19 protein-coding genes and 1 tRNA gene are annotated in these 23,060 nt (G+C 45.5%); 13 read left to right on the top strand and 7 right to left on the bottom strand.

Annotation, left to right across the window (positions count from 1 at the left end; genetic code table 11):
- The first annotated feature begins 98 nt into the window (after window positions 1-98).
- From LZG74_RS04135 to LZG74_RS04125, 3 genes are all read left to right on the top strand, one after another.
- Window positions 99-557 carry a hypothetical protein gene (locus LZG74_RS04135; protein WP_233795336.1) on the top strand — a complete coding sequence of 153 codons (459 nt, stop codon included), beginning with the start codon at window positions 99-101 and terminating at the stop codon, window positions 555-557.
- Complete coding sequence (locus LZG74_RS04130) at window positions 548-1,459, top strand: bestrophin family protein (protein ID WP_233795335.1); 912 nt, start codon at window positions 548-550, stop codon at window positions 1,457-1,459. The genes LZG74_RS04135 and LZG74_RS04130 overlap by 10 nt, the downstream gene beginning before the upstream one ends.
- Before the next feature lie 207 nt (window positions 1,460-1,666).
- The gene (locus LZG74_RS04125) at window positions 1,667-4,606 is read left to right on the top strand and encodes a DEAD/DEAH box helicase (protein WP_233795334.1); all 2,940 of its coding nucleotides are present in this window, start codon (window positions 1,667-1,669) and stop codon (window positions 4,604-4,606) included.
- A 257-nt stretch (window positions 4,607-4,863) separates the two neighbouring features.
- On the opposite strand, the gene LZG74_RS04120 is transcribed toward LZG74_RS04125, so the two are convergent.
- From LZG74_RS04120 to LZG74_RS04110, 3 genes are all read right to left on the bottom strand, one after another.
- Window positions 4,864-6,159, bottom strand: a complete 1,296-nt coding sequence (locus LZG74_RS04120; protein WP_233795333.1) for an adenylosuccinate synthase — start codon at window positions 6,157-6,159, stop codon at window positions 4,864-4,866.
- Window positions 6,160-6,234: 75 nt separating this feature from the next.
- On the bottom strand, window positions 6,235-6,735 hold the full coding sequence (locus LZG74_RS04115) for a Fur family transcriptional regulator (protein ID WP_026630576.1): 501 nt from the start codon (window positions 6,733-6,735) through the stop codon (window positions 6,235-6,237).
- 117 nt (window positions 6,736-6,852) lie between these two features.
- Window positions 6,853-9,144: a bifunctional (p)ppGpp synthetase/guanosine-3',5'-bis(diphosphate) 3'-pyrophosphohydrolase gene (locus LZG74_RS04110; protein ID WP_233795332.1), complete on the bottom strand. Its 2,292-nt coding sequence runs from the start codon at window positions 9,142-9,144 to the stop codon at window positions 6,853-6,855.
- Between the two features lie 171 nt (window positions 9,145-9,315).
- Between LZG74_RS04110 and LZG74_RS04105 the strand changes: the two genes are divergently transcribed.
- Both LZG74_RS04105 and tig read left to right on the top strand, forming a co-directional pair.
- Window positions 9,316-9,397, top strand: a tRNA-Leu gene (locus LZG74_RS04105).
- A gap of 163 nt (window positions 9,398-9,560) precedes the next feature.
- The gene (gene tig / locus LZG74_RS04100; protein ID WP_233795331.1) at window positions 9,561-10,910 is read left to right on the top strand and encodes a trigger factor; all 1,350 of its coding nucleotides are present in this window, start codon (window positions 9,561-9,563) and stop codon (window positions 10,908-10,910) included.
- Window positions 10,911-10,966: 56 nt separating this feature from the next.
- On the opposite strand, the gene LZG74_RS04095 is transcribed toward tig, so the two are convergent.
- Window positions 10,967-11,347, bottom strand: a complete 381-nt coding sequence (locus LZG74_RS04095; RefSeq protein ID WP_233795330.1) for a helix-turn-helix domain-containing protein — start codon at window positions 11,345-11,347, stop codon at window positions 10,967-10,969.
- A gap of 247 nt (window positions 11,348-11,594) precedes the next feature.
- Between LZG74_RS04095 and LZG74_RS04090 the strand changes: the two genes are divergently transcribed.
- From LZG74_RS04090 to LZG74_RS04070, 5 genes are all read left to right on the top strand, one after another.
- Window positions 11,595-12,269, top strand: coding sequence for a ClpP family protease (locus LZG74_RS04090; protein WP_026630572.1), 675 nt, complete (start codon window positions 11,595-11,597; stop codon window positions 12,267-12,269).
- 255 nt (window positions 12,270-12,524) lie between these two features.
- On the top strand, window positions 12,525-13,769 hold the full coding sequence (gene clpX, locus LZG74_RS04085; RefSeq protein WP_233795329.1) for an ATP-dependent Clp protease ATP-binding subunit ClpX: 1,245 nt from the start codon (window positions 12,525-12,527) through the stop codon (window positions 13,767-13,769).
- Window positions 13,770-13,875: 106 nt separating this feature from the next.
- The gene (locus LZG74_RS04080) at window positions 13,876-14,652 is read left to right on the top strand and encodes an SDR family NAD(P)-dependent oxidoreductase (protein ID WP_233795328.1); all 777 of its coding nucleotides are present in this window, start codon (window positions 13,876-13,878) and stop codon (window positions 14,650-14,652) included.
- A gap of 134 nt (window positions 14,653-14,786) precedes the next feature.
- Complete coding sequence (locus tag LZG74_RS04075) at window positions 14,787-15,746, top strand: 1-phosphofructokinase family hexose kinase (RefSeq protein WP_233795327.1); 960 nt, start codon at window positions 14,787-14,789, stop codon at window positions 15,744-15,746.
- Window positions 15,747-15,814: 68 nt separating this feature from the next.
- On the top strand, window positions 15,815-16,876 hold the full coding sequence (locus LZG74_RS04070; protein ID WP_233795326.1) for a 6-bladed beta-propeller: 1,062 nt from the start codon (window positions 15,815-15,817) through the stop codon (window positions 16,874-16,876).
- Between the two features lie 27 nt (window positions 16,877-16,903).
- On the opposite strand, the gene LZG74_RS04065 is transcribed toward LZG74_RS04070, so the two are convergent.
- Window positions 16,904-17,629, bottom strand: a complete 726-nt coding sequence (locus tag LZG74_RS04065; RefSeq protein ID WP_233795324.1) for a hypothetical protein — start codon at window positions 17,627-17,629, stop codon at window positions 16,904-16,906.
- A gap of 207 nt (window positions 17,630-17,836) precedes the next feature.
- Here LZG74_RS04065 and LZG74_RS04060 point away from each other — a divergent pair, with 207 nt between their 5' ends.
- Both LZG74_RS04060 and LZG74_RS04055 read left to right on the top strand, forming a co-directional pair.
- Window positions 17,837-20,158: a TonB-dependent receptor gene (locus LZG74_RS04060; protein WP_233795323.1), complete on the top strand. Its 2,322-nt coding sequence runs from the start codon at window positions 17,837-17,839 to the stop codon at window positions 20,156-20,158.
- Between the two features lie 37 nt (window positions 20,159-20,195).
- A complete protein-coding gene (locus tag LZG74_RS04055; protein ID WP_233795322.1) occupies window positions 20,196-20,750 on the top strand; it encodes a hypothetical protein in 555 nt (184 codons plus the stop codon).
- A gap of 1 nt (window position 20,751) precedes the next feature.
- Here LZG74_RS04055 and LZG74_RS04050 read toward each other — a convergent pair whose 3' ends face one another.
- Window positions 20,752-21,162, bottom strand: coding sequence for a Fur family transcriptional regulator (locus LZG74_RS04050; protein ID WP_233795321.1), 411 nt, complete (start codon window positions 21,160-21,162; stop codon window positions 20,752-20,754).
- Window positions 21,163-21,427: 265 nt separating this feature from the next.
- On the opposite strand from LZG74_RS04050, the gene LZG74_RS04045 reads away from it, so the two are divergent.
- On the top strand, window positions 21,428-21,820 hold the full coding sequence (locus tag LZG74_RS04045; RefSeq protein ID WP_233795320.1) for a MerC domain-containing protein: 393 nt from the start codon (window positions 21,428-21,430) through the stop codon (window positions 21,818-21,820).
- A gap of 3 nt (window positions 21,821-21,823) precedes the next feature.
- Here the strand turns inward: LZG74_RS04045 and LZG74_RS04040 are convergent, their stop codons facing one another.
- Window positions 21,824-23,038 (bottom strand): serine hydrolase, encoded by a 1,215-nt coding sequence (locus LZG74_RS04040; protein WP_233795319.1) that lies wholly within the window; start codon window positions 23,036-23,038, stop codon window positions 21,824-21,826.
- Between the last annotated feature and the right edge of the window lie 22 nt (window positions 23,039-23,060).

The following is a 23,060-nucleotide window of genomic DNA, read 5'->3' as shown; positions in this document are numbered from 1 at the left end:
TATTATAACACCGCTTTTAAGTGGTGCTAACAACCTCGCCGTAACATTGCATTATCAATTTAATTCAATGGATCAATCAACAAAACAAGCGAGAAAATATGAAGACTGTAATTATCCCGGCCGACTTTACTACTGACAGCCTGCAAGTTGCACACATTCTGGCACGAAATGCCCAACAGAAGTTCTCCATCGTCTTTACACATCTTTTCCACGTTGCAGACGACATTCAGGACCTTCTTTTTTCAACTTATAGAAAGAAAGAATACGACTTCGTTTCAGAGGATTTCTGGAAAGAATGTCATGCTATTAAAGATGTATACAGCAACAAGGTGCACAGTATCAAAGTAGAATTCTTTTACGGCAACAAGCTTGCCGCATTCAAGAATTTCCTGGACGCCAATAACGCGGACTTCATTGCATTTTCGGAAAGCAATGGCATTCCAAAGCTATCGAAGAGCAGCCTAGACGCATTGCCGATCATCAAAAAAGCAGGTGTAGAATTGATTAATGTGGACAAGATTGAGGAACCAGCTAACACACAGGAAATATGCTTCTGAAAAAAAACATCCCCATCAGATACATTTTTGGCAAGATCAAATACGAAATACTGTTTGTTGCCATTTATGGATTTGCAATTGAAGTGATTTACAAAAACTTCAACATTACAGACATTTCAATTCCAATGACCGTCCCAACGGTGCTCGGGACAATCATCTCACTGCTGCTCGCATTCCGGTCCAACCAGGCTTACGACCGCTGGTGGGAAGCGCGCCAGATCTGGGGTGCGATCGTTAATGATTCGAGGACATTAGCACGTCAGGTCATGTTTTTAATCGACGATCCTTACGATCCGGATCAGATAGAAGGTTTTAAAAACCGCATTATCAAACGACAAATAGCCTGGTGTTATGCATTAGCGCATGGCTTGCGGAAAGAAGATCCTATGCCAGACATTGAAAAATATGTTTCGCCGGAAGAGAGCGAATCCCTGCAAGATTATGATAATAAGCACGTTGGCCTTATCCAGTTGCATGCTCGTGATTATAACAATGCATTGAAGCAAGGGTGGGTGAATCCGTATCAGCAAATCGAAATGGACGCAACATTGACGCGCCTAGTAGATTCGATGGGAAAATGTGAACGTATCAAAAACACCGTTTTTCCATCTACATATAGTTTGTACATTCATCTGGCATTGCACTTCTTTATACTATTGCTCCCGTTCGGACTTGTTGAACTCTTTGGTTTTCTGATGGTGCCTGTGCTGATCGTCATTACAGGCTGCTTTTTCCTGATTGAAAAAATGGCCATTCATTTACAGGATCCGTTTGAAAATAAGCCGACAGATACGCCAATGCTGACTATTTCAAGGAACATTGAGCGCGATCTGAAACAAATGATGCGCGATAAACAAATGCCGGTAGCAGTTCAGCAGCCATCGCATTTCTATGTCCTTTAATCATTACGGAAGCCTCCTATTTTTGCCTTAAATTATTTGATAATTAACTAGGAACTTGTTCTATGACTTTAAAAAAGACTTCCGCCTGGAAGTCTTTTTTATTGATCCCTTTTCGCTTATATTTGAAGTTTTCCAAATTGTTAAGAGCCTGTTAAATCGAATTAGCGGCTCTTTACCAGCACTTCACGCCTACCCAACCATAACAGAATGAAAGTTTCTCCCACCGAGCCGTTTAAAATTGTTTATTCCATTCTCAATCATGAATTTTTGGGATACATTTTTGAATCCTTTGTGGTCCAACTGAACAATCAGGGCGATTTTTCATTCCAGATCCAGAACATTTCATCCAAGAATATCAAAGAGTTCCGTACCGGTATTGACCAGCGTGATGTGGAACTCGTAGGGTTGATCGACGACATTCAGCAAGATGTTATTCTTCGAAAATTCAATCCCAAAAAACTGAATGCCGTAGACTTTTTCCTGAAAGTTTATGACGCGCAAAAAGGCGATAAGGCGACTCAGGAAACCATTGCGGCTTATCTTGAAAATTGTAAAGCCAAGATACTCGAAAGGCTTAGCGGCAAAGAGATTTTTATCATGGGAAGCGATGGAAACCCATTGTGGAAACCGGTTTTCTGGGAGCCGGAAAAAGCTACGATCCGCTTTCACTTTATTCGAAACGAGGATAACACACATTATTTCCCTACAATCCGTCACAAATATCAAAAGGTTGATTTTCAATATAAAAATGCCTTCCTGATTTGCGAAGAACCCGCCTGGCTCGTTGTGGACGGACATTTGCTGCATTTTGAAGGTCACGTGGATGGCAAAAAGATCAAACCATTCCTCGCCAAAAAATTCATTGCCATTCCCGGACAGGTGGAAGAACAATATTATGGCAGGTTTGTGGCTCCACTGATAGCGTCCTATGATGTGGTGGCCAGAGGTTTTGAGATCAGAAATGTCTCATCAACGCCTAAAACCGTCCTGACAATCTCGGAATATAGCTCAAATAAAAAGGCTCCGGTCATTTTCCAGGATGGGGATGTGGATGTGATGGAAGAAGAAGAGGACAATGATGTGGCATTCGATTTGTCATTTCAATATGCCAATTTCTCCTTCCACTACGACAGTTTTGCGCATGCGTCGAGCGTGCATATGGAGAAGAAGGATAATGATTATGTTTTTAATAAGGTTAAACGCAGCATAGAAGCAGAAAGCCAGCATGTGGCCCTGCTGAAAGACTGGGGCCTCAATATCCGAAATGGCAATATCCAGATGCCAAAGTCACAGGCTTTTGGCTGGCTGCAAAGCAATGCAAATACACTGGCTGAAAATGGCATTTCCGTCCGTCAGAATACGAGTGACGCTAAGCGCTATTTTCTGGGCTATTCCTCCATTGATATTTCCATTCAGGAAGGCCGGGATTGGTTTGATATCAATGCAAAAGTAAAATTCGGTGAGTTTGAAATTCCTTTTATTCAGCTAAGAAGCTATATACTCAACCGTAAGAAGGAATTTTTGCTTCCTAACGGTGAAATTGCGGTGATCCCTGAATGGTGGTTTACCAAATATTCAGAATTTTTCTCTTTTACGGAGCACGATGGCGATGACGATCCTTTGCGGCTGCGTATGCACCATCTTGCATTGGTCCAGGAGCTAAAAGAAGAGAACCTTGCCACAGCCACGATCAGCCGGAAACTTGAAAATCTGCGGGATTTCAATCAAATTGAGGCAGTTGAGCCACCATTACATTTCGAAGGAACATTGCGTCCTTACCAAAAGACCGGTTATGACTGGTTAAGGTTTTTGAAACAATATCGCTTCGGCGGATGTCTTGCGGATGATATGGGTTTGGGAAAAACCGTGCAAACGCTGGCATTGCTTCAGGCCGAAAAGGAAACAGGCGTAAAAGAGCCTTCCATGCTCATTATGCCCACTTCGCTGCTCTATAACTGGCAGTTAGAGGCAAAACGCTTTACGCCGGACATGAAAGTGTTGCTATATACCGGCACAAACCGTGAAAAAGACACCGCCCAGTTCAATCATTACGACTTGATCCTGACATCCTACGGAATTGTCCGGCTGGACATTGACTTCATTCAGTCTTACCGTTTCAATTACGTGATCCTGGACGAGTCCCAGGCCATTAAAAACCCTGCTTCCATCATTACTAAGGCGGTTAAGAAGCTCAATGCAGCAAACAGGCTGGTTTTGACGGGCACGCCGATTGAGAATAATACATTGGATCTCTGGTCTCAAATGTCATTCGTGAACCCGGGTTTGCTGGGCAGCCAATCGTTTTTCAGGGATGAATTTCAGGTTCCAATTGAAAAGCGCGGGGATGAGGAGAAGACAAAAAGGCTGTACAATCTCATTAAGCCATTCATATTAAGGAGGTTAAAATCGCAGGTTGCTACCGATTTACCAGAAAAGGTTGAAAGCATTCAATACTGCGATATGTCCGATGAGCAGGAAAAAGCTTACGAAGAAGCAAAAGCATACTATCGCAACCTGATCCTGCAAAGCATTGATAATGATGGCATTTCAAAATCACAACTCGTTGTTTTGCAGGGCCTGACCAAACTCCGGCAGCTGGCCAATCATCCATTAATGGTTGATCCGGAATATTCACACGGCTCCGGCAAGTTTGAAGATGTGCTTTACAAGATGCAAACCGCTATCAGCGAAAATCACAAAATATTGATTTTCAGCCAATACATTAAGCACCTCGATCTGTTCCGCCAGTTTTTGAACGAAAAAGAGATCACCTACGCTTACCTCGACGGCTCAACCAAAAACCGCCAGGAGCAAGTGGAACTCTTCCAAAACAACAACGACATTAAAATATTCCTGATCTCACTAAAAGCCGGAGGCTTAGGCCTCAATCTCACAGCCGCAGATTACGTTTTCATCCTCGACCCCTGGTGGAACCCCGCCATAGAAGCCCAAGCCGTAGACCGCGCCCACCGCATCGGCCAGGACCGCACTGTCTTTACTTACAAGTTTATTACGAAAAATTCGGTTGAGGAGAAGATTCTAGCGCTTCAACGAACTAAGAAGCAGCTGGCGGATGATTTAATTTCGAATGAGGAAGGGTTTATTAAGTCGCTGAGCCGGGAGGATGTATTGAATTTGTTGGCTTAGTGCTTGGGTAGCGTTAGTCGTAGGACCTGGCAGCACAGGGAGTATTAGCCCACGCACAATGCCTTGTCATCCTCAACCTTAAAGCCTTGTCATCCTCAACCTTAAAGCCTTGTCATCCTCAACCTTAAAGCCCTGTCAGCCTGAGCGGAGTCGAAGGCACGCTACTGGCAAGTAACGCGCCTTCGACCGCCCGGCGGCCCGGTCCGCTCAGGCTGACAGAAGCCCTGTTCGGGCCGACAAGCTATATAACTCTCCTACTAAACCGACAACGCCGAAGCCTCCCTACTAATCAACGCCTCTCTATCCGGCCCGGTCGAAATAAAGGTAATCGGCAGCTTCAACTCTTCTTCCAAAAACTTCACGTAAGCCAGCAACTCCTCTGGAATGGCATCGAAATCGTGAATTCCGTCTAATGACTGCTGCCATCCTTTGAAATCTTTGTAAACCGGCTCAACCGTTTCGTCACACAGGTCGTATGGCAAATGGTCGGTTAATGTGCCGTCTGGCAGGCGGTAATTGGTGCAGACGCGGATGTTGTCAAAAATGGTTAACACATCCACTTTCATCATAATCAACTGCGTAACGCCGTTGATCATGATCGCGTATTTCAATGCAGGCAAATCGAGCCAGCCGCAGCGGCGTGGGCGTCCGGTTGTGGCGCCGAATTCGCGGCCTTCCTGACGCATTTTTTCACCTGTTTCTTCTAATAATTCTGTTGGGAATGGGCCGCTTCCTACGCGTGTACAGTAAGCTTTGAAAATCCCGAAAACCTCTCCAATCTGGCTTGGCGCGATACCCAAACCTGTGCAGGCACCAGCCGTCATTGTAGTAGAGCTTGTTACAAAGGGATAAGAACCGAAATCGATATCCAGCAATGAACCTTGTGCGCCCTCTGCCAAGACAGTTTTCGAAGCTGCTAATGCTTCATTGACAACATATTCGCTATCAACCAACGTGAATTGCTTCATGAATTCGATCGCACCGAAGAAGTTCTCTTCCGACTTTGGAAGCACTTCTGAGTAATCGAATGCATAAAAATCAAGGATGGTTTTATGTGCGTCAACCAGTCTTTTATATTTATCAGCAAAGTTTGGAGAAAGCACATCGCCTACGCGAAGGCCCAATCTTGCCACTTTATCCTGATAAGCAGGACCAATTCCTCTTAATGTTGAACCGATCTTGGAATCACCTTTCGAGCGCTCATAAGCAGCGTCAAGCAGCGAGTGGGTAGGAACAATAATCGATGCTTTTTTGGAAACAAAAAGATTACTGATCAGGTCCAGATTGTATTTGGCAAGATTTTCAATTTCTCTTTTGAAAACGATAGGGTCTAAAACGACTCCGTTTCCGATAATGTTCTGGATATCGCTGCGGAAAATGCCTGATGGAATCTGGTGCAAAACATGCTTAATGCCGTCAAATTCCAATGTATGACCCGCATTAGGTCCTCCCTGAAAACGGGCAACAACCTGATAACGTGGCGCGAGAACGTCCACAATCTTACCTTTTCCCTCGTCTCCCCATTGAAGACCAAGTAATACGTCAACTTTCATTCAATTTATGATTACTGAAACTAATATGGTGTAAGGTTGGCCAGGCAAACGAATGCTGCCCGGCCCTATGTTTTATTATCTGTCTTCGTAAACAGCAGAAGTTTCCCGAACCTCGTTCCGGTTCTGGCAGTTTTCTTTTGTGCAATTCCCATAAAAAATAAGCGAGTGGTGCATGACACTGAAATTCAGCATTTCACCCACCATATTCTGGATCGACTGAATGCGCGGATCGCAGAATTCCATCACTTTATGGCAATCCGTGCAGATCAGGTGATCGTGCTGCTTGTTACCATAGGATTTTTCAAACTGCGCCAGATTTTTACCGAACTGATGCTTGGTAACCAGGTCACAATCCACGAGAACATCCAATGTATTGTAAACAGTCGCGCGGCTCACCCGGTAACGCTTGTTTTTCATGCTGATGTAAAGCTCGTCTACATCGAAGTGATCTTCCCTGGTGTAAATCTCTTCCAGGATCGCGAAACGCTCAGGCGTTTTGCGCAGTCCTTTATTTTCCAGGTAAGCCGTTAAGATTTTCTTTGCGGCTTCAAAATTCGGTTTGCTGGCTTGTGGCATATCTCTGATATTCTTGCGCGAAAATACGCTTTTTTACTTAAATCACAGTCACTTTCACAGTCTTAGTTCTGACCATCCAGTTTTATAACACCTTAGTATGTGAATGGTTCCTTGCGGCTATTTGCCGTTCAGGTTGGTGTCAAAACGCTGCACATTGTACACACCCTCCACCTGCTCCAACTTCCCGATCAGAATGTCCAAATGCTTGGTATCCTGCACATAAAGCTTAATATCCCCATTAAAAACGCCATCCTTTGTGTCAATGGTCAGGCCTCTCATGTTAATGTGCAGCTCGTTGGAAATGATCCTGGTTACGTCGTTAACCAAGCCCACGCGGTCGGTTCCGGACAGATATAGACCTGCCAGGAACGCTTCATCCTTACCCGATTCCCACTTGGCCTTAATGATGCGGTTTCCGTGCTTGGACATCAGTTCCGCGGCATTCGGGCAGGTCGTCCTGTGAATCTTGATGCCTTCATTAATCGTTACAAAACCAAAAACGTCATCTCCGGCGATCGGATTGCAGCATATGGCAAGTTTGTAATCGATTTTATCCATGTCGTCGCCGATCAGGAGCGTGTCGCTGTCTGCGCGGTCGCCATGAATGTGTTTGAGAAATTTGGTAAGCGTTTTGCCGTCGCCCGCATTTGTTGCCGGTGAAGGAGCCGCCGGATTGCTGTCCGTTGCTTTGCGCTCTTTTGCTTCCTTATCTCTTTTAAACCGCTTTAATTCATCCAGATGAATGTATCCTTTCCCGATCCGGTAGAAGAAATCACTTGTCGTTTTACATTCAAAAAATGCTCTCAATTGATTCACAACCTCAGCCGTAAGCTCCATTCCCAGGATTTTCAGCTTTTTCTCGACCATTTGCCGCCCGTCTGTTTCATAACGGCGGTTGTCTTCTTTCAGAAAATCCTTGATCCTGGCCCTCGCTTTCGAAGTCACTACGATCCGCAGCCAGTCCTCATTCGGTTTCTGTTTGCTGGATGTAATAATCTCGATCTGATCCCCATTATTAAGCACATAACTAATCGGAACGAGGATCCCTCCTACTTTCGCCGCCATGCAATGCACGCCTACTTCCGAGTGTATATCAAATGCAAAATCCAGCGCCGTGGCACCGCTTTGCAGCACTTTCAGTTCTCCTTTTGGTGTAAAAACAAAAACTTCCTCATTGAATAAATTGCTCCTGAACTCATCCAGAAATTCGATAGCGGCCGTTTTATCCCCAAAACCATTCTCCAATGTCTCCCTCACCTGGGTGATCCACTGCTCAATGTTACCGCGGACTTTGGTATCATTGCCCTTGTATTTCCAGTGCGCCGCATATCCTTTTTCCGCAATTTCGTCCATCCGCGAAGTCCGGATCTGCACTTCCACCCACTGTCCGCTTTTGCTCATCACCGTCGAGTGGAGCGACTGGTAACCATTGGCACGCGGCGTGCTCAAAAAGTCTTTCAGACGATCCGGGTTGGGCTTATAATGGTCGGTAACAATGGAATACGCCTGCCAGCAGATCGCTTTCTCCCTGTCATTCTCGGCCGAAGATTCCAGGACAATGCGAATGGCAAAAAGGTCATAGATTTCCTCAAAAGGCTTGTTCTGCTTTTTCATTTTGTTCCAAATCGAATAAATCGATTTGGGGCGGCCTTTCAGGATAAAATTTAACCCCGCAGATTCCAGATCCTGCGCAATCGGCTCCATAAACTTCGAGATAAACCGATCACGGATGCCTTTGGTTTCTCTCAGTTTCCGGGCAATAGCACGGTATTCCTGGGGTTCGGTATATTTCAGGTAAAGCTCTTCCAGCTCCGACTTAATGCTGTAAAGTCCAAGCCGGTGCGCCAGCGGTGCGTAAATGAAAATGGTTTCAGAAGCAATTTTCAGCTGTTTGTCGCGCGGCATGCTATCCAGCGTCCGCATGTTATGCAGCCTGTCGGCAAGTTTCACGAGAATTACGCGCACATCGTCAGACAATGTGAGCAGCATTTTCCGGAAGTTTTCAGCTTGTTGGGAGCTGCCGTACTCGAACCTTCCCGAAATTTTGGTCAGTCCGTCGATGATTTTTGCTACTTTTTTGCCAAAAAGCCGCTCAATGTCTTCGATACGCATATCCGTATCCTCCACTACATCGTGCAGCAAGGCGGCCACAATGCCCGTCGTACCCAATCCGATCTCTTCAACTACGATCTGGGCAACGGCAAGCGGGTGGTAAATATAGGGTTCTCCCGAGCGGCGACGCATGTCCTTATGCGCGTCCACGGAAGTGTAAAAGGCTTTTTTGATTAGTTTGGCATCATTATCCTTTAAGAAGGGCTTGGCTGTTCGTAATAACCTCCGGTATTTTTTGAGAATATCCTTCCGCTCCTGTTCCAGATCAATGGTGAGGGGTTCAACGAGTTGCTCCACTGCTATATTTTAATTGGTATGCTTCACCAAAATAACAAATTCCGGCGACATTTTTCAATTTAATTTTACCCAAAGATAAAATTTTCAAAAAAGTTTGCATCTATCTAAAAAATAAGAATACCTTTGCACTCCCAATTCGACAAAAGGCGTCGAAAACGGGAAAATAAGTGAGCGGGCGTGGCGGAACTGGTAGACGTGCTAGACTTAGGATCTAGTGCCGCAAGGCGTGGGGGTTCGATTCCCTCCGCCCGTACGATTAACAAGGGAATGACGGGGCGTCAGGATTCCTATCTCGATAAGAAAAATGAGCTGCTCCGAAGTAAACCCGTCAAATGCCCTCAGGACTTAGTTTTGAGGGCATTTTTGTTTTTCTTTTCTATTTAATCTAAAAGTTTTACCCATAGCATAAGCGACACATGGAAGTTGTATTAGAACAAAATTCGCCGACATTAGCCTCTCTTAAAGTAACGTTGACGAAAGACGATTATCAGCCTAAAATTGATAAGACGATCAAGGATTACTCAAAAAAGGTTAACCTGAAAGGCTTTCGTCCTGGCAAAGTGCCATCCCATGTGATTCAGCGCATGTATGGTAAAAGCATTCTGGTTGACGAGGTGAACAACCTGTTGAGCACTGCCGTAAGCAGCTATATCAGAGAAAATAAATTACAGGTTGTTGGCGACCCTGTTCCCAACCGCGAAAAAGCTGCCGAAGTTAATTGGGACAGCCCAAGCGAGCTGGAATTCATTTATGACCTGGGTGTTGCTACGGATTTCGAAATCAACTTTTCCGAGCTTCCAGCAGTAAAACGTTACACGATTAATGTTGACGATACAGAATTGTCTAAAACAATCGAAAACCTGCGTGAGCGCTTTGCAGAAAACATTCATCCGGAAGTGAGCGAAGAAGGTGATATGATCTTCGGAGAGCTGAAACAAGAATCTTCTGAATTCACAACCCGCACTGCGATCCCTACCAAACAAGTGAAAGGAGACGCACTGGCGAAGTTCATCGGTGTTAAAAAAGGTGACGAAGTCGTTTTCGACATTCAAAATACATTTGCCGACGAAGCAGCGATTGCACACGTTACCGGCAAGAAAAAAGAAGATGTAGCAACGCTTTCCGGCGACTATACATTGGTTGTTGAAGATGTAACGCGTTCAGCAGCATCGGAACTGAACCAGGATCTTTTTGACAAAGTTTTGGGACCAGGCCAGGTTGAAAACGAAGAGCAGTTCAACGAAAAGCTTCTGGAAATCATCAAAGGAAACTACGAGCGCGAAACAGAAGCATTGCTTCGTCGCGATATCGAGAATGCTTTGCTGGACAGCATTGCCATCGAACTTCCGGGCGACTTCTTGAAAGACTGGTTGGAACGCACGAACGAAGGCAAATTCACCCGCGAGCAGATCGAAGAGCAATTCGAAGATTTCAAAAAATCATTGAAACTGAGCTTGATCAAAAATAAAGTGGCTGACAAAGAAAGCGTTAAAGTAGAGTATCCTGAAATCCTTGAATTTACCCGCAACATGGTAAAAGGACAGTTTGGAATCTACGGAGACGATGACAACATGAAAGAAACCATAGACCGCGTGGCTCAGGGTTACCTTGCTGATAAAGAGCGTGACAACTACACACAGGTTTTCAATCAGGTTTTTGATAACAAAGTAATGGAGATCATCCGCAGCCAGGTTTCTACGGACGAGCAGACCATTGAAGTAAGCGAATTTGAAAAACTGGCAAAAGGCGAAGAAGTAGCTGCGTAACCACTTCTGATAATATTTTTTTTTCACCGTTCATTGCATTTGCATGAACGGTGTTTTTATTTAAAACCAATGCGTTCGCGTTCTTCTCCATTACGCCGAATGATGCCGTCGCCGAACCATTGCTTGAATTTCATTTTCCACTGGTCAAGTTCGTTCTGCATTCGGCGGTTTTCCGAGAGTAACCGTGTATTTTCCTGACGTAGCCATTCAGTTTCCGACATGGTCAATCCGTCGAAGCCCAGTAATTCCGGGAGCGGAACGTCGAGCAGTTTGGCAATGTTTTCGACTCTGGAAACAGAAAGCTCAGTCCGGCCACGTTCCAGATCGCCGTATGCCGTTGTGGAAAGGCCAAGCATATCAGCCATATTTTCCTGAGAAAGCCCTTTTTGCAGCCGGATCAGGCGAATTTTTTCAGACAAGTTTGATGCAACATTCATAGCCACCGTGTTTTTCATGCCGATTTATCATTTGTTATGCAATGTAATAAAGACCTTCTTCGCTGACTCTCGCAATTTTCGATAATTTATCGCTTGAATAGACGAGGATTATTCAATGAAATAATCAATTTTGTGAAATCCAAAGAATAAAGAGGCGGGATTATTAACAGAAACTAACAGATAGCGCTTTTTGTTCTTTTACTTATTTGCCCTTTAATATTACTTCAATTAAAATTTAAATTGATCGATGAACCACGGAAATGAATTTAGAAAATACGCCGTTCACCACCTTGGAATGAATGGTCTTACAGTTGACGGCTACGTAAACCACACAGTTGAAAATATGACGCGTTCAGTAATTGAAGAGCGTCCGATGAACTTCCGTGAAGTAGATGTTTTCTCGCGCCTGATGGCCGACCGCATTATTTTTATGGGAACCGGTGTTGATGACAACATTGCCAACATTATCGTTGCCCAGCTTTTGTTCCTTGAATCGGCTGATGCGAAAAAAGATATTTTAATGTATATCAACAGCCCGGGCGGTTCTGTGTACGCAGGTTTGGGAATTTATGACACGATGCAATATGTGCGTCCGGATGTGGCAACGGTTTGTACGAGCCTTGCAGCTTCTATGGGTGCAGTGCTTCTGGCAGGCGGCGCGGCAGGAAAAAGATCCGCACTTCCACATGCCCGTGTAATGATTCACCAGCCATCAGGCGGTGCGCAGGGAACGTCGGTTGACATTGAAATCACCACGCGTGAAATTGTAAAACTGCGTCACGAGTTGTACGAAATCCTGGCAAATCACACAGGTCAGACACCTGAGCAAATCGCTATCGATTCCGATCGCGATAAGTGGCTAAAAGCTTTGGAAGCAAAGGATTACGGTCTGATTGATGAAGTGTTGACAAGAGACAAATAAGGTCTGAATGCTTTAATTTTAACCGCCCGGATAGGTTCCCTGTCCGGGCGGTTCTTATTATAAGGGCCGGGGCCGATTTGGTAACCCCGACAAAAAACCGGAAATTTGTAATATTGTCTCTACACAGGTCAACATCGGTAAGATTTTTTGAAACATTAATTTCAGTCTTCTTGTTAATGTGGCTCCTGGTTTGTAATCATACAGCAAGTTCAAGTTGGCGACAAACCTGCAATTATTTAAAATACAGCGAAATCAATGGCACAAGTTAGTTGTTCGTTCTGCGGACGTAAGAAAAACGAAGTAGATTTATTACTTTCCGGAATCGATGCACATATATGTAATCACTGCATCGCGCAGGGACATCAGGTAATAACAGAGGAGTTGGGATCCAAAGAAGATAAAAAGGAAAAAAAGACCAAGTTACCCAAGCTGAAACCCATTCCCCCGCAAGAAATTAAGCATTTCCTCGAACAATATGTGATTGGCCAGGACGAAGCAAAACGCTCATTGGCAGTTGCCGTTTATAATCACTACAAGCGCCTTAACCAGCCGACTTCCGAAGATGATGTTGTGATCGAAAAGTCGAACATTATAATGGTAGGCGAAACAGGAACCGGCAAAACCTATTTGGCCAAATCCATCGCACGCATTCTCCAAGTTCCTTTCTGCGTGGCGGATGCAACCGTTGTTACAGAAGCGGGTTATGTTGGTGAAGATGTTGAAACGATTTTAACCAGGCTGCTGCAAGCGGCTGATTACAATGTGGAAGCTGCCGAGCGTGGGATTGTTTATATTGATGAAATTGATAAAATCGCGCGCAAATCGGATAATCCTTCTATTACACGGGATGTCAGCGGCGAAGGCGTTCAGCAGGCCCTTTTGAAATTACTTGAAGGCTCATCTGTGAATGTTCCACCACAAGGCGGACGCAAGCACCCCGACCAGAAAATGATCACTTTGAACACGGAAAACATCCTGTTCATTTGCGGCGGCGCATTCGACGGCATTGAAAGGCACATTGGAAAACGCATTAATACGCGCCCGATCGGCTTTTCGGGAGATAACCGCATTATCGAGATATTTGATAAAGGAAATCTGATGCGTTATGTGACTGCTATGGACCTTAAATCATTCGGTCTGATTCCTGAATTGATCGGCCGTCTGCCGGTTTTGACGCATTTGAATCCATTGGACCGCGAAACATTGCGCAGGATTTTAACAGAGCCTAAAAATGCATTGGTAAAACAATATGCAAAATTGTTCTCCATGGAGGGCATCACACTTCATGTTGAAGACGAAGTGCTGGACTTTATCGTTGACCAGGCCATGACTTACAAACTGGGAGCACGTGGTCTCCGCGCGATATGCGAGTCGATCATGACGGACGCGATGTTTGATCTGCCTTCCCAAAAAGATGTTAAAGAATTCACACTTTCGCTGGATTACGCAAAAGACAAGTTCGAGAAATCTTCCATGTCATTACTTCGCTCAGTGGCTTAAACAAGCGATTGGCAATATTGAAAACGCTCTGCTTTCCTCATCGGAATTCAGAGCGTTTTACTTTTTATGGCAATAGTCCTATTTTGCATTAAAATTAAATTTTGAAATGGAAAATTGGTTAGCAAATAAGTCTATTGTAATTATTGGAGGAACAACAGGGCTGGGCTTTTCCGCTGCTAAGGCATTTGTGAGAAATGGTGCCAATGTGGTGGTCGTAGGCCGCAATCCGGAGAACTGTCTCGTGGCCGAGCTGCACCTGGGCAACACGGCCCGCGCCAAGCAAGGCGACGCCACACATCCGCAAACCGCATTGGACGCCATTCAGCTTTGTATCCGGGAATTCGGTAGTTTTGATGGACTATACCACGTTGCCGGCGGAAGCGGTGAAAAATTCGGCGACGGCCCTTTGCACGAACTCTCGCTCGAAGGCTGGAATAAGACACTGGACCTTAATTTAACTTCGCTCATGCTCTCAAACCAGGCTGCTATCCGCACATTTATGGGCATGAACAAAGGTGGCAGCATTCTTAATATGAGCTCAGTGCTGGCGCATGCTCCGGCTTCACAGCATTTTGCCAATCATGCTTATGCCACAGCGAAATCAGCCGTGATTGGTTTTTCAAAATCCATCGCAGCCTCCTATGCCTCCAAAAATATCCGCGTAAATGTGTTGACGCCCGGCATCATTGAGGGCGTCGAGAACAGCTCGGAGGCCTCAGACCGGTATATCAAAAGCAAACAACCCCTCGATGGCGGCCGCTACGGCTTCGCAGGCGACCTGGATGGTGCTTCGGTTTACTTTATGTCTGATTATGCGCGCTTTACGACCGGGCAAATCTTCACCGTGGATGGCGGCTGGGAAATTACGGATGGCCAATTCTAAGCGTTATCTGGTCATACTTGTGTGAAGAAATTATGCAGGCTGTACCACAGATCGCTTTTTTGCTTTTATTCGCGTAAATTCGTTTAATAAGTTCTTTCGGACTTGTTGGTTTTTAACTTACGCAATAGAAATATATGGCAACCGGCCCCATTGTAACGCTTACAATTAATCCAGCCCTTGATAAAAGCTCAAATGTCTCACGCATTGTGCCTGACAATAAACTGCGCTGCGACGCCCCGAACTTTGAAGCGGGTGGCGGCGGTATCAATGTGGCCAAAGCGGTGCATAGGTTGGGCGGAAACCCCATCGCCATCTTTACGATAGGCGGGCCAACAGGCCAGCGTTTGCACAAACTGGTGAAAGCGGAAGGCGTGGAAACAATGGTGATCGAAACGAAGCAATGGACCAGGGAAAACTTCCACGTGCTGGAAACGAGCACGGGGTTTCAATATCGTTTCGGGATGCCGGGAACGGAAATGATGCCTACCGAAGTGAGGTCCATTCTGGAAACATTGGAAGAACTGGATCCAAAACCATCCTACATTATCGCCAGCGGAAGCCTGCCTCCCGGCGTTCCGGCGGACTTTTACGGACAAATTGCCAAGATTGCCAATCAGCAGGGCGCCAAATTTATCGCTGATACATCTGGCGATGCCCTTCGTTATGCGACAGAAGCAGGCATTTATTTGTTAAAACCAAACATTGACGAGCTAAGTGAGCTGGTAGGCGTTGAAAAACTGGAACTGGACGAGGTGGACGACGCCGCCAGGGCATTGATCATCCGCGGTCAATGTGAAATAGTTGTCGTTTCAATGGGCGCAATGGGTGCAATGCTCGTTACCGAAGATCAGGTGGAACATATCCCGGCTCCTCCCGTGGAACCCAAAAGTACAGTCGGCGCGGGCGATAGCATGCTTGCGGGCATTATATGGACATTATCCCAGGGGAAATCCGTGCGCGAAGCGGTGAGAATGGGCGTTGCCTGCGGAACCGCGGCTACGATGAACTCCGGAAGCGAACTGTTTAAGATGCAGGACGTAAACCGCCTCATGGATTGGCTGAACCGTTACGGCAAACGTTATTCTGCGAGTTGATTTTTATGTAAAAAAGGTGAGATAGTAAGATTTCCTTGCATTCGCCTTTTGCATAGAAAACAATCGTTATGCCTGAACAACATACCCGCCGTGATTTTGCCAAATTAACAGCATTAACTGCCGCTGCCATTACATTCAAGCCGTTCTATATTCTTCATGCCAAGCCAAAAGTGGATGGGGAAGTGATCGGCCACGGATCCTATAAATACAAGGTGCAACAAAGCTGGGGCAATCTGGATGCTGCAAAGTTTCCGGTTAACAATTGCCACGAAATGGTGCAGGACAGCAAAGGCAGGCTGATTATGGTTGGGGATGAGGTCAAAAACAACATTCTTATTTACGACAGATCGGGCAAATTGCTGGAAACCTGGGGACATGAATTTCCAGGCGGACATGGCCTCACGTTATGGAATGCAAACGGTGAAGAGTTCCTGTTTATCAGCGATCCCAACCTGGGTAAGGTCTTCAAAACAGATTTAAAAGGAAAAACCCTGCTGACCATTGAACACCCTTCAAAAGTTGGCGCCTATAAAGAAGCCGATCCATTCAAACCCACAGAAACAGCCATCGGGCCCGACGGAACGATTTATGTTGCAGACGGTTACGGCTCGCAATGGATTTTAAGATACAATCAGAAAGGTGAATTCATTGATAAATTTGGTGGATCGGGAGACGGCGACGCGCAGTTTTCAACAGCCCACGGCATAGCGATCGATTACCGTGACAAAGCGAATCCAACATTGCTCATCACCTCCCGCGCGCACAATGCTTTCAAAAGATTTACATTAGACGGAAAATACCTGAGCACATTGTTCCTGCCCGGCGCATTCGTTTGTCGTCCCGTATTTCACGGCGACACCCTTTTTGCAGGTGTTTGCTGGTCGAGATTGCGTTATCTGAACCAGACACCAAACTCAGGTTTTGTGACTATTATTGACAAAAACAACAAGGTTATTTCCAATCCCGGCGGAACTGCACCAGTTTACCAAAAGGGAGAATTGCAGTTAATGTTGCAGGAAAAACCCATCTTCATGCATTGCCACGACGTGTGCGTAGACCAGGATGAGAATATTTATGTTTGCCAGTGGAACGCCAAGAAAACGTATCCGGTGAAACTGGAAAGAGTTTAGAATAAGCATTCGGGCTGGTTCGGTTCCTCAGCGGATCAGCTTGATTGTGATCCCATTGATCACCATTGTGCCTACGGTCAAAATCCCATAGGCCGCGCCAACGGACATTTGCGGCACCAGCATTGCCACACCCACGAGGAATGCTACAAACCCATAACCTGCCAAAAGCAACCCGTAAAGAATCCGCACGGCCGCGTCTGATCCTTGCTGCGAATGTGTAAAAACGGCCAATGTGGAGGTCATGATCGGGAAAGGAGTCAAGATCCCGCTCCAGGTGGGCCCAAGATAATCCGCGGCCTGAGTTAGTAACACTACGAAAAACGTCGCAACGAGCATACGCAACGGAATGTCGTAAACCGGCTGCTTCCTGACCTCCCCTTTCCCTTTTGGTTTAGGAAAAAAATACAAAACTGCCGTTAACACAACGAGATTCAAAATCACGGCTGATACCAATGATATGGTGCTTCCCAATGATAAGATCGCCACGATAAAGAAAACCACGTAACTGATCAGAACGGTGGGCAACCATGACAGTCGGGACGAGAGGACGGAATAGACCAATGCGAACAATATGGTCCCAACCGAGCCCAGCAATGCAGAAGTGATCGTGGAAGCGGCGAATAACGGGCCGTGTTCCAACGCGATAAAAAAGGAAATAGGCCCGGCAACCCATGGAAATCCGCCGATCCAGCCACCTAAGCCTTCACCCCATTTTCTGACGGCAAGTGTAACGCCCGCAATCAGGGGAGGCATAAGCAGTATTTTGGCAAGAAGCAGATCAGACAAAGCAACAGGGCATAAAATGTGACGCAAATTTACGTTTCAGCTATTAAATCGCCGTTAAAATCACAAAATTGTTAAAGCTTTTATTTGCAACGCAGTTGCAAAACGCATATTTTTGCAACATGGTAACAGTTTAATGTTACGCAAACTTCTCTTTTAAGGCATAAAGTGCTGACAATGAAACGGATTGCCATTAGTCTCCTTCTCTTTTTTACCTCCTTCATTGCACATGCCCAAACCGCGGATTGCGCTTGTTTTGTAAAGGGAGTGGTGAAGGATCAGCACACCGGGCAGCCGATCGTTGGTGCGACGGTTTTGGTAGTTGGACAAAACAGTGGTGTTTTTACAGATGAAAACGGGCGTTACGAGCTGCGGAATCTCTGCCCTGGCGCTTATACATTGGAATGCAGGATCATTGGTTACAATCCTTTCCGTGAAAAGCTGGATTTAACTGCTGGTCATGAAGAAAACTTCAATTTGCTGGAACAGGAAGTGCATTTAAAGGATGTTGAGATCACGGCACACAGGACCGACGCGCCAAGCTCGCAACCGTTATCGACCATTACAGGAGCCGATCTTGACAAAACGCGCGGGCAAAATCTGGCAGAAAGTTTGAAAGGAATGACCGGCGTTACATCCCTGCAAACGGGCTCTTCGATATCAAAACCTGTCATTCATGGCCTCCATAGCAACAGGATCCTGATCATGAACAATGGTGTGCGGCAGGAAGGCCAGCAATGGGGTTCCGAGCACGCACCCGAAATTGACCCTTTCATAGCGACCCGGTTATCGGTTGTAAAAGGCGCTGCGGGCGTGCGTTACGGCTCAGATGCGATCGGCGGCGTAATTCTCGTGGAACCGGAAGAGCTTCCTTTTGATAAAGCATTGAGCGGTGAAGTGAATGCAGTTGGTTTTATCAATGGCCGTCAAGGCGTTTTATCAGGAACATTGCAAGGCAGTATCAAGGGCTTCAAAGGCTTTGGATGGCGGGCGCAGGGAACGATGAAAAGAGGCGGGAACATCAGAACGCCCGATTATTTCCTGGATAATACGGGCATCAGCGAGAAAAACTTCTCATTGGCAGCAGGTTACCGCAACAAAGGCTTGGGAATTGATGTCTTTTACAGCCGTTTTGATACGAAAATCGGGATATTTTCCGGCTCCCACATTGGCAGCGTTACGGATTTACTGAATGTGATTGAAAACGGCGAGCCGTTTGTAAAATCGGGTTTCAGTTACAACATTGGCCGGCCTAACCAGAATGTGAGCCACGAGCTCATGAAGGCGGAGACACATTATCATTTTCAAAATGGGAACCGATTTCAATGGACCATTGCGCGGCAATTGAACGATAGGAACGAATTTGATCTGCACCGCCCCAGAAATGACTCCATAGCAGCCCTGAACCATCCCGAACTAACATTTAAACTGACCACATTAACCAATGATGTAGTCTGGGATCATAAGCCTATTGCCGGAAAACTTGCCGGGCAGCTTGGAATCAGCACATTATATCAGTTTAACCTGATGGATGGCAGGCCGCTGATCCCTAATTTCAATCAGTTCAACATTGGGTTTTTCTGGATGGAGCGATATGTGACCAATGGCTGGGAACTGGAAGCGGGCGCGCGTTACGATTATCGCTCGCTGACGTCTTTCCGGATCGTGAACCGTGAAAAAGTATCGCAGGATTTCACATTTGCCAATTTCTCGGGAACATTGGGAGCAACCCGAAATTTCTCTGAAAAATTCTCGGCAAGACTGAATTTTGGAACTGCATGGCGTGCGCCTAATGTAAGTGAACTGTTCAGCGACGGCGTGCATCATGGCGCAGCTGCTTTTGAGAAAGGCGATGCCACATTAAAGGCAGAAAAGGCGCTTAATAGCATTGCCAGCGTAAAATATGCCAGCCCGAAGTTTACAGCTGAGATCGGCGGTTACTACAACATTATCTCTGATTTTATTTACCTGAAACCACAAGCCGAACCCATTTTGACAGTTCGCGGCGCCTTTCCATATTTTAAATACACCCAAACAGACGCCAGTTTTAAAGGCATAGACCTTTCGGCGACCTGGGAGTTTATGAAATACACCAGCGTTTCGAGCAAGTTGAGCTATCTGCGTGTTTATGACCGGCGGAACGACAATTATCTGGTATTAATTCCTGCCAACAGGATCGATAATCAGATCAAATATGAACTGCCGGAAGATGCGAAATGGCACAAAGCTTATTTTTCAATTGGAAATTTATTTGTAGCACAGCAAAAGCGTGTGCCGCCGGCTAGTGACTTTCTGGCGCCTCCCAAGGCCTATTCGTTGTGGAATGTACAAATGGGAACGACATTCAATATTTCAGAAAAACAGCAGCTCGAAGTCGGATTGTCTGTTCAAAATCTCTTCAATGTGGCTTACCGCGACTATCTGAATCGGTTCAGATACTACGCGGATGACATGGGCCGCAATGCATCATTACGCCTGAAATGGAAGTTTGGTGCGTGAGATTGCTTTTTTACTCAATTACATAAATACTTTACCTATGAAAATGAACCGTAAACTTTCCTGGATGTTGCTTTTGGCTGCAACCGTTTCCTTTACCCAATGCAAAGATGCCGGCGATGATGTTCAGATCGACGATGAAAACGAATTGATCACTTCCGTGACATTGAAATTTACAGAAGACGGAACGACCAATGTTCAATCATTTTCGTATAAAGATGCAGATGGGGACGGCGGGAATGCACCAACTCAATTCGACACCGTTGCATTGAAACCCAACAAAACATATGCGGTGACCATTGAGTTACTGGACGAAAGCAAAACGCCTGCGGATAACATTACGGAGGAAGTTGCTGAGGAGTCGGACGAGCATTTATTTGTGTACACGCCTTCACCATCCGCATTGCTTACTTATACTTATGGTGATAAGGATGAGAATAATTTCCCAATAGGACTAATCGGAAAGGCGGTGACTACTGCCGCAGGATTAGGGAAATTGAAGGTTCAGCTGCGTCACCAGCCGGATACTAAAAATGGAACGCCAGGACCTGGAAGCGACGATGTAAATCTTGATTTTAACCTGAAAGTGCAGTAAATCAACCGCACTTCGGGCAAACTCCCTGGATCAACAAGTTGAAATTTTCGGGGTGATAACCCTTTGGCAGCTGAACGGCAGGAATGTGTAGATTCTCAAGACAATTGGTTTCTCCACATTCACTGCATTTAAAGTGGATATGGTCGTGATGATGTTTTTCCTCCGAGCAATTGTGCGAGCATAATGCATAGCGCAATCCCTCATCGTCCAGCACCTTATGAATGATGCCTTTTTCAAGAAAGGTTTTCAATGTTCGGTAAATGGTCACCCGATCATAGTTTTCGCCAAGCGCCCCTTCCAGATCACCATGGGACAACGCATTTTTCCTACTTATAAATGTCGAAAGCACATCTTCACGGCATGTTGTCGTACGCAGATGATGCCCTTTCAATGTTTCTCTTAACTGATCCATTGTTTCCAATAATTGATTTTCGGAATCCTGTTACGGTTTATTCCATACTGGGTATTCCATACCAGGAATTCCATGCCGGGTATGGAATACCCGGAATACTTTTTATAAAACCTTTCCCGTCAAAGTTAAGTTCTAAGTGTAACAATTTCAAAAGGGATTTGGGTATTGCAAAAAGTGAAGAACCTACTGATCACAAAAATAATTGTGCAACTCTGTTGCAAGTGATGCCAGATAGGTTTATTTTTGCAACATTATTGTATATAGCATGAAAGCAGAACACTCACATAGCAAAGCAGATTATATCGGAATCCTGGGTTCTGTGTTGTGCATCGTGCATTGCCTGCTGATGCCTGCACTGGCATTCGGCACCACGATGTCTTCGCATCACCACCACGTCGGATTGGTTTCCCTTGATTATCTTTTTATTCTAATTAACGGCGTTGCCGTCTTTTACGCAACGAAAAACCATAAATCAATTGCTGTAAGAACGATCTTATGGGGAGCATTGGCGTTGTTTTCAGTATCGTTGATTTTCGAAGCAGCGCATCCTGTATTCACCTGGCTAGGTTACATTGGCTCGGGATTGCTGATCGTAGGACATTTGACCAATCTGTACATCTGCCAGATCGCTCCCAAAATGAAGTGGAAAGTTTCTTAGCTTTTATTTGTCGTATTCAACTTCAAACCGGCTCAGATCGGGCCTGTTAGCCCTTTTCCGGTTTACCTCATACTCAAAAATAGTCTTGCCGAGATTGGTCATAAAGGGAAACCCAACCGTGTCGTAATCATACTTATCGTCATTGAAGACCTGGTCTTCGTTGCAATAGATAACAGCAGTCAGCATAAATTCAATTCCCTTCTCAAAGTCTGCGATATAGGCATTATCCAGCAGGAAGCCATACGCATCACCTACCTTATTAAAAAGCCGGATATGCCTTGGTAACCGCGTTTTAGTCGCCCCAAACAGCAGAAATTTCGCATAACCGTCGTAGTAATCGTCCGTATAATGTTCCGGAAAGCTTGTTTCAACCGGGAACTGGGACATATACTGATACATAAAACGGTAATCATCGGGAGTAAGATTAAACCGTTGGCTGGCGGGCACTTGCTCCGGAAAGAATAGGGTTTTCAACAACCGATGCTGATCTTCCAGTGCAAAGTAGTTTTTTGTTGAAAAGTCAAAAGGCTCATTCACCAGCACATTGTCCTTCATATAACCCTTCCCTATCAGAATTGGCGTCGGCGATTTCAATTCTTTTGCCGCATATTTCGCCGGCTGCTCAAAAACCACCTTGCCATCCTTTTCGAACCGGATCGGATTGGTATATCTGTTGTTTTCAGGGCCTATGGGTGAATCCAGCCGGTGCGTGATCCTTACATTGGTGAAGCCCTTTTTATGCAGAGAATCGTTGAACTCTTCCTGTCCAATAAACTCGTACAGCCGGTTAAATGCATCATTGTCGCTTACCAGGAGGATTTTCTTGGCATAATGTGCAACGGATGGTAACTTATTTTCAGAAGTTGAATCTGATTTTACAGCAATCTGCTCGGGTCGCTCTGCTCCTGTCAACATGGGCGTATCCTTATCAATGCCCAGTTTATTCAGCTTTTCAAAAGCCAGCGCAACAGCCGGAAGCTTGACGGTGCTTGCCGGATAAAAGTATTTTGAATTGTCAACCTGGTAGCGGTGCGTGGTGAAATGCGGCTCGTTTTTGCGGTTTCTGTCAATCTTTGTGTAAAGGATCTGGATCTGGTATTTATCCGGATCTTTAAGGAGCTCGGCAAATCTTTCCGGATGCTTTTTCAGTAATTTTTCAATGAAGTTATCGGCCTGAAATTGTGCGGTTGAAGGTAACGAAACCAATGGTAAGAGCAAGTATAGCAACAATTTATAACCT

This window comes from Dyadobacter sp. CY327, assembly GCF_021390415.1.
Taxonomy (GTDB): domain Bacteria; phylum Bacteroidota; class Bacteroidia; order Cytophagales; family Spirosomataceae; genus Dyadobacter; species Dyadobacter chenhuakuii.
This window is presented reverse-complemented; position numbering and strand designations above follow the sequence as displayed.

What these genes read in the sequence shown, in the direction of transcription:
- LZG74_RS04135 (WP_233795336.1), top strand. Translation starts at nt 99, where the DNA reads ATGAAGACTGTAATTATCCCGGCCGACTTTACTACTGACAGCCTGCAA.
- LZG74_RS04130 (WP_233795335.1), top strand. Translation starts at nt 548, where the DNA reads ATGCTTCTGAAAAAAAACATCCCCATCAGATACATTTTTGGCAAGATC.
- LZG74_RS04125 (WP_233795334.1), top strand. Translation starts at nt 1,667, where the DNA reads ATGAAAGTTTCTCCCACCGAGCCGTTTAAAATTGTTTATTCCATTCTC.
- LZG74_RS04120 (WP_233795333.1), bottom strand. Translation starts at nt 6,159, where the DNA reads ATGAAAGTTGACGTATTACTTGGTCTTCAATGGGGAGACGAGGGAAAA.
- LZG74_RS04115 (WP_026630576.1), bottom strand. Translation starts at nt 6,735, where the DNA reads ATGCCACAAGCCAGCAAACCGAATTTTGAAGCCGCAAAGAAAATCTTA.
- tig (WP_233795331.1), top strand. Translation starts at nt 9,561, where the DNA reads ATGGAAGTTGTATTAGAACAAAATTCGCCGACATTAGCCTCTCTTAAA.
- LZG74_RS04095 (WP_233795330.1), bottom strand. Translation starts at nt 11,347, where the DNA reads ATGAATGTTGCATCAAACTTGTCTGAAAAAATTCGCCTGATCCGGCTG.
- LZG74_RS04090 (WP_026630572.1), top strand. Translation starts at nt 11,595, where the DNA reads ATGAACCACGGAAATGAATTTAGAAAATACGCCGTTCACCACCTTGGA.
- clpX (WP_233795329.1), top strand. Translation starts at nt 12,525, where the DNA reads ATGGCACAAGTTAGTTGTTCGTTCTGCGGACGTAAGAAAAACGAAGTA.
- LZG74_RS04080 (WP_233795328.1), top strand. Translation starts at nt 13,876, where the DNA reads ATGGAAAATTGGTTAGCAAATAAGTCTATTGTAATTATTGGAGGAACA.
- LZG74_RS04075 (WP_233795327.1), top strand. Translation starts at nt 14,787, where the DNA reads ATGGCAACCGGCCCCATTGTAACGCTTACAATTAATCCAGCCCTTGAT.
- LZG74_RS04070 (WP_233795326.1), top strand. Translation starts at nt 15,815, where the DNA reads ATGCCTGAACAACATACCCGCCGTGATTTTGCCAAATTAACAGCATTA.
- LZG74_RS04065 (WP_233795324.1), bottom strand. Translation starts at nt 17,629, where the DNA reads ATGCCTCCCCTGATTGCGGGCGTTACACTTGCCGTCAGAAAATGGGGT.
- LZG74_RS04060 (WP_233795323.1), top strand. Translation starts at nt 17,837, where the DNA reads ATGAAACGGATTGCCATTAGTCTCCTTCTCTTTTTTACCTCCTTCATT.
- LZG74_RS04055 (WP_233795322.1), top strand. Translation starts at nt 20,196, where the DNA reads ATGAAAATGAACCGTAAACTTTCCTGGATGTTGCTTTTGGCTGCAACC.
- LZG74_RS04050 (WP_233795321.1), bottom strand. Translation starts at nt 21,162, where the DNA reads ATGGATCAGTTAAGAGAAACATTGAAAGGGCATCATCTGCGTACGACA.
- LZG74_RS04045 (WP_233795320.1), top strand. Translation starts at nt 21,428, where the DNA reads ATGAAAGCAGAACACTCACATAGCAAAGCAGATTATATCGGAATCCTG.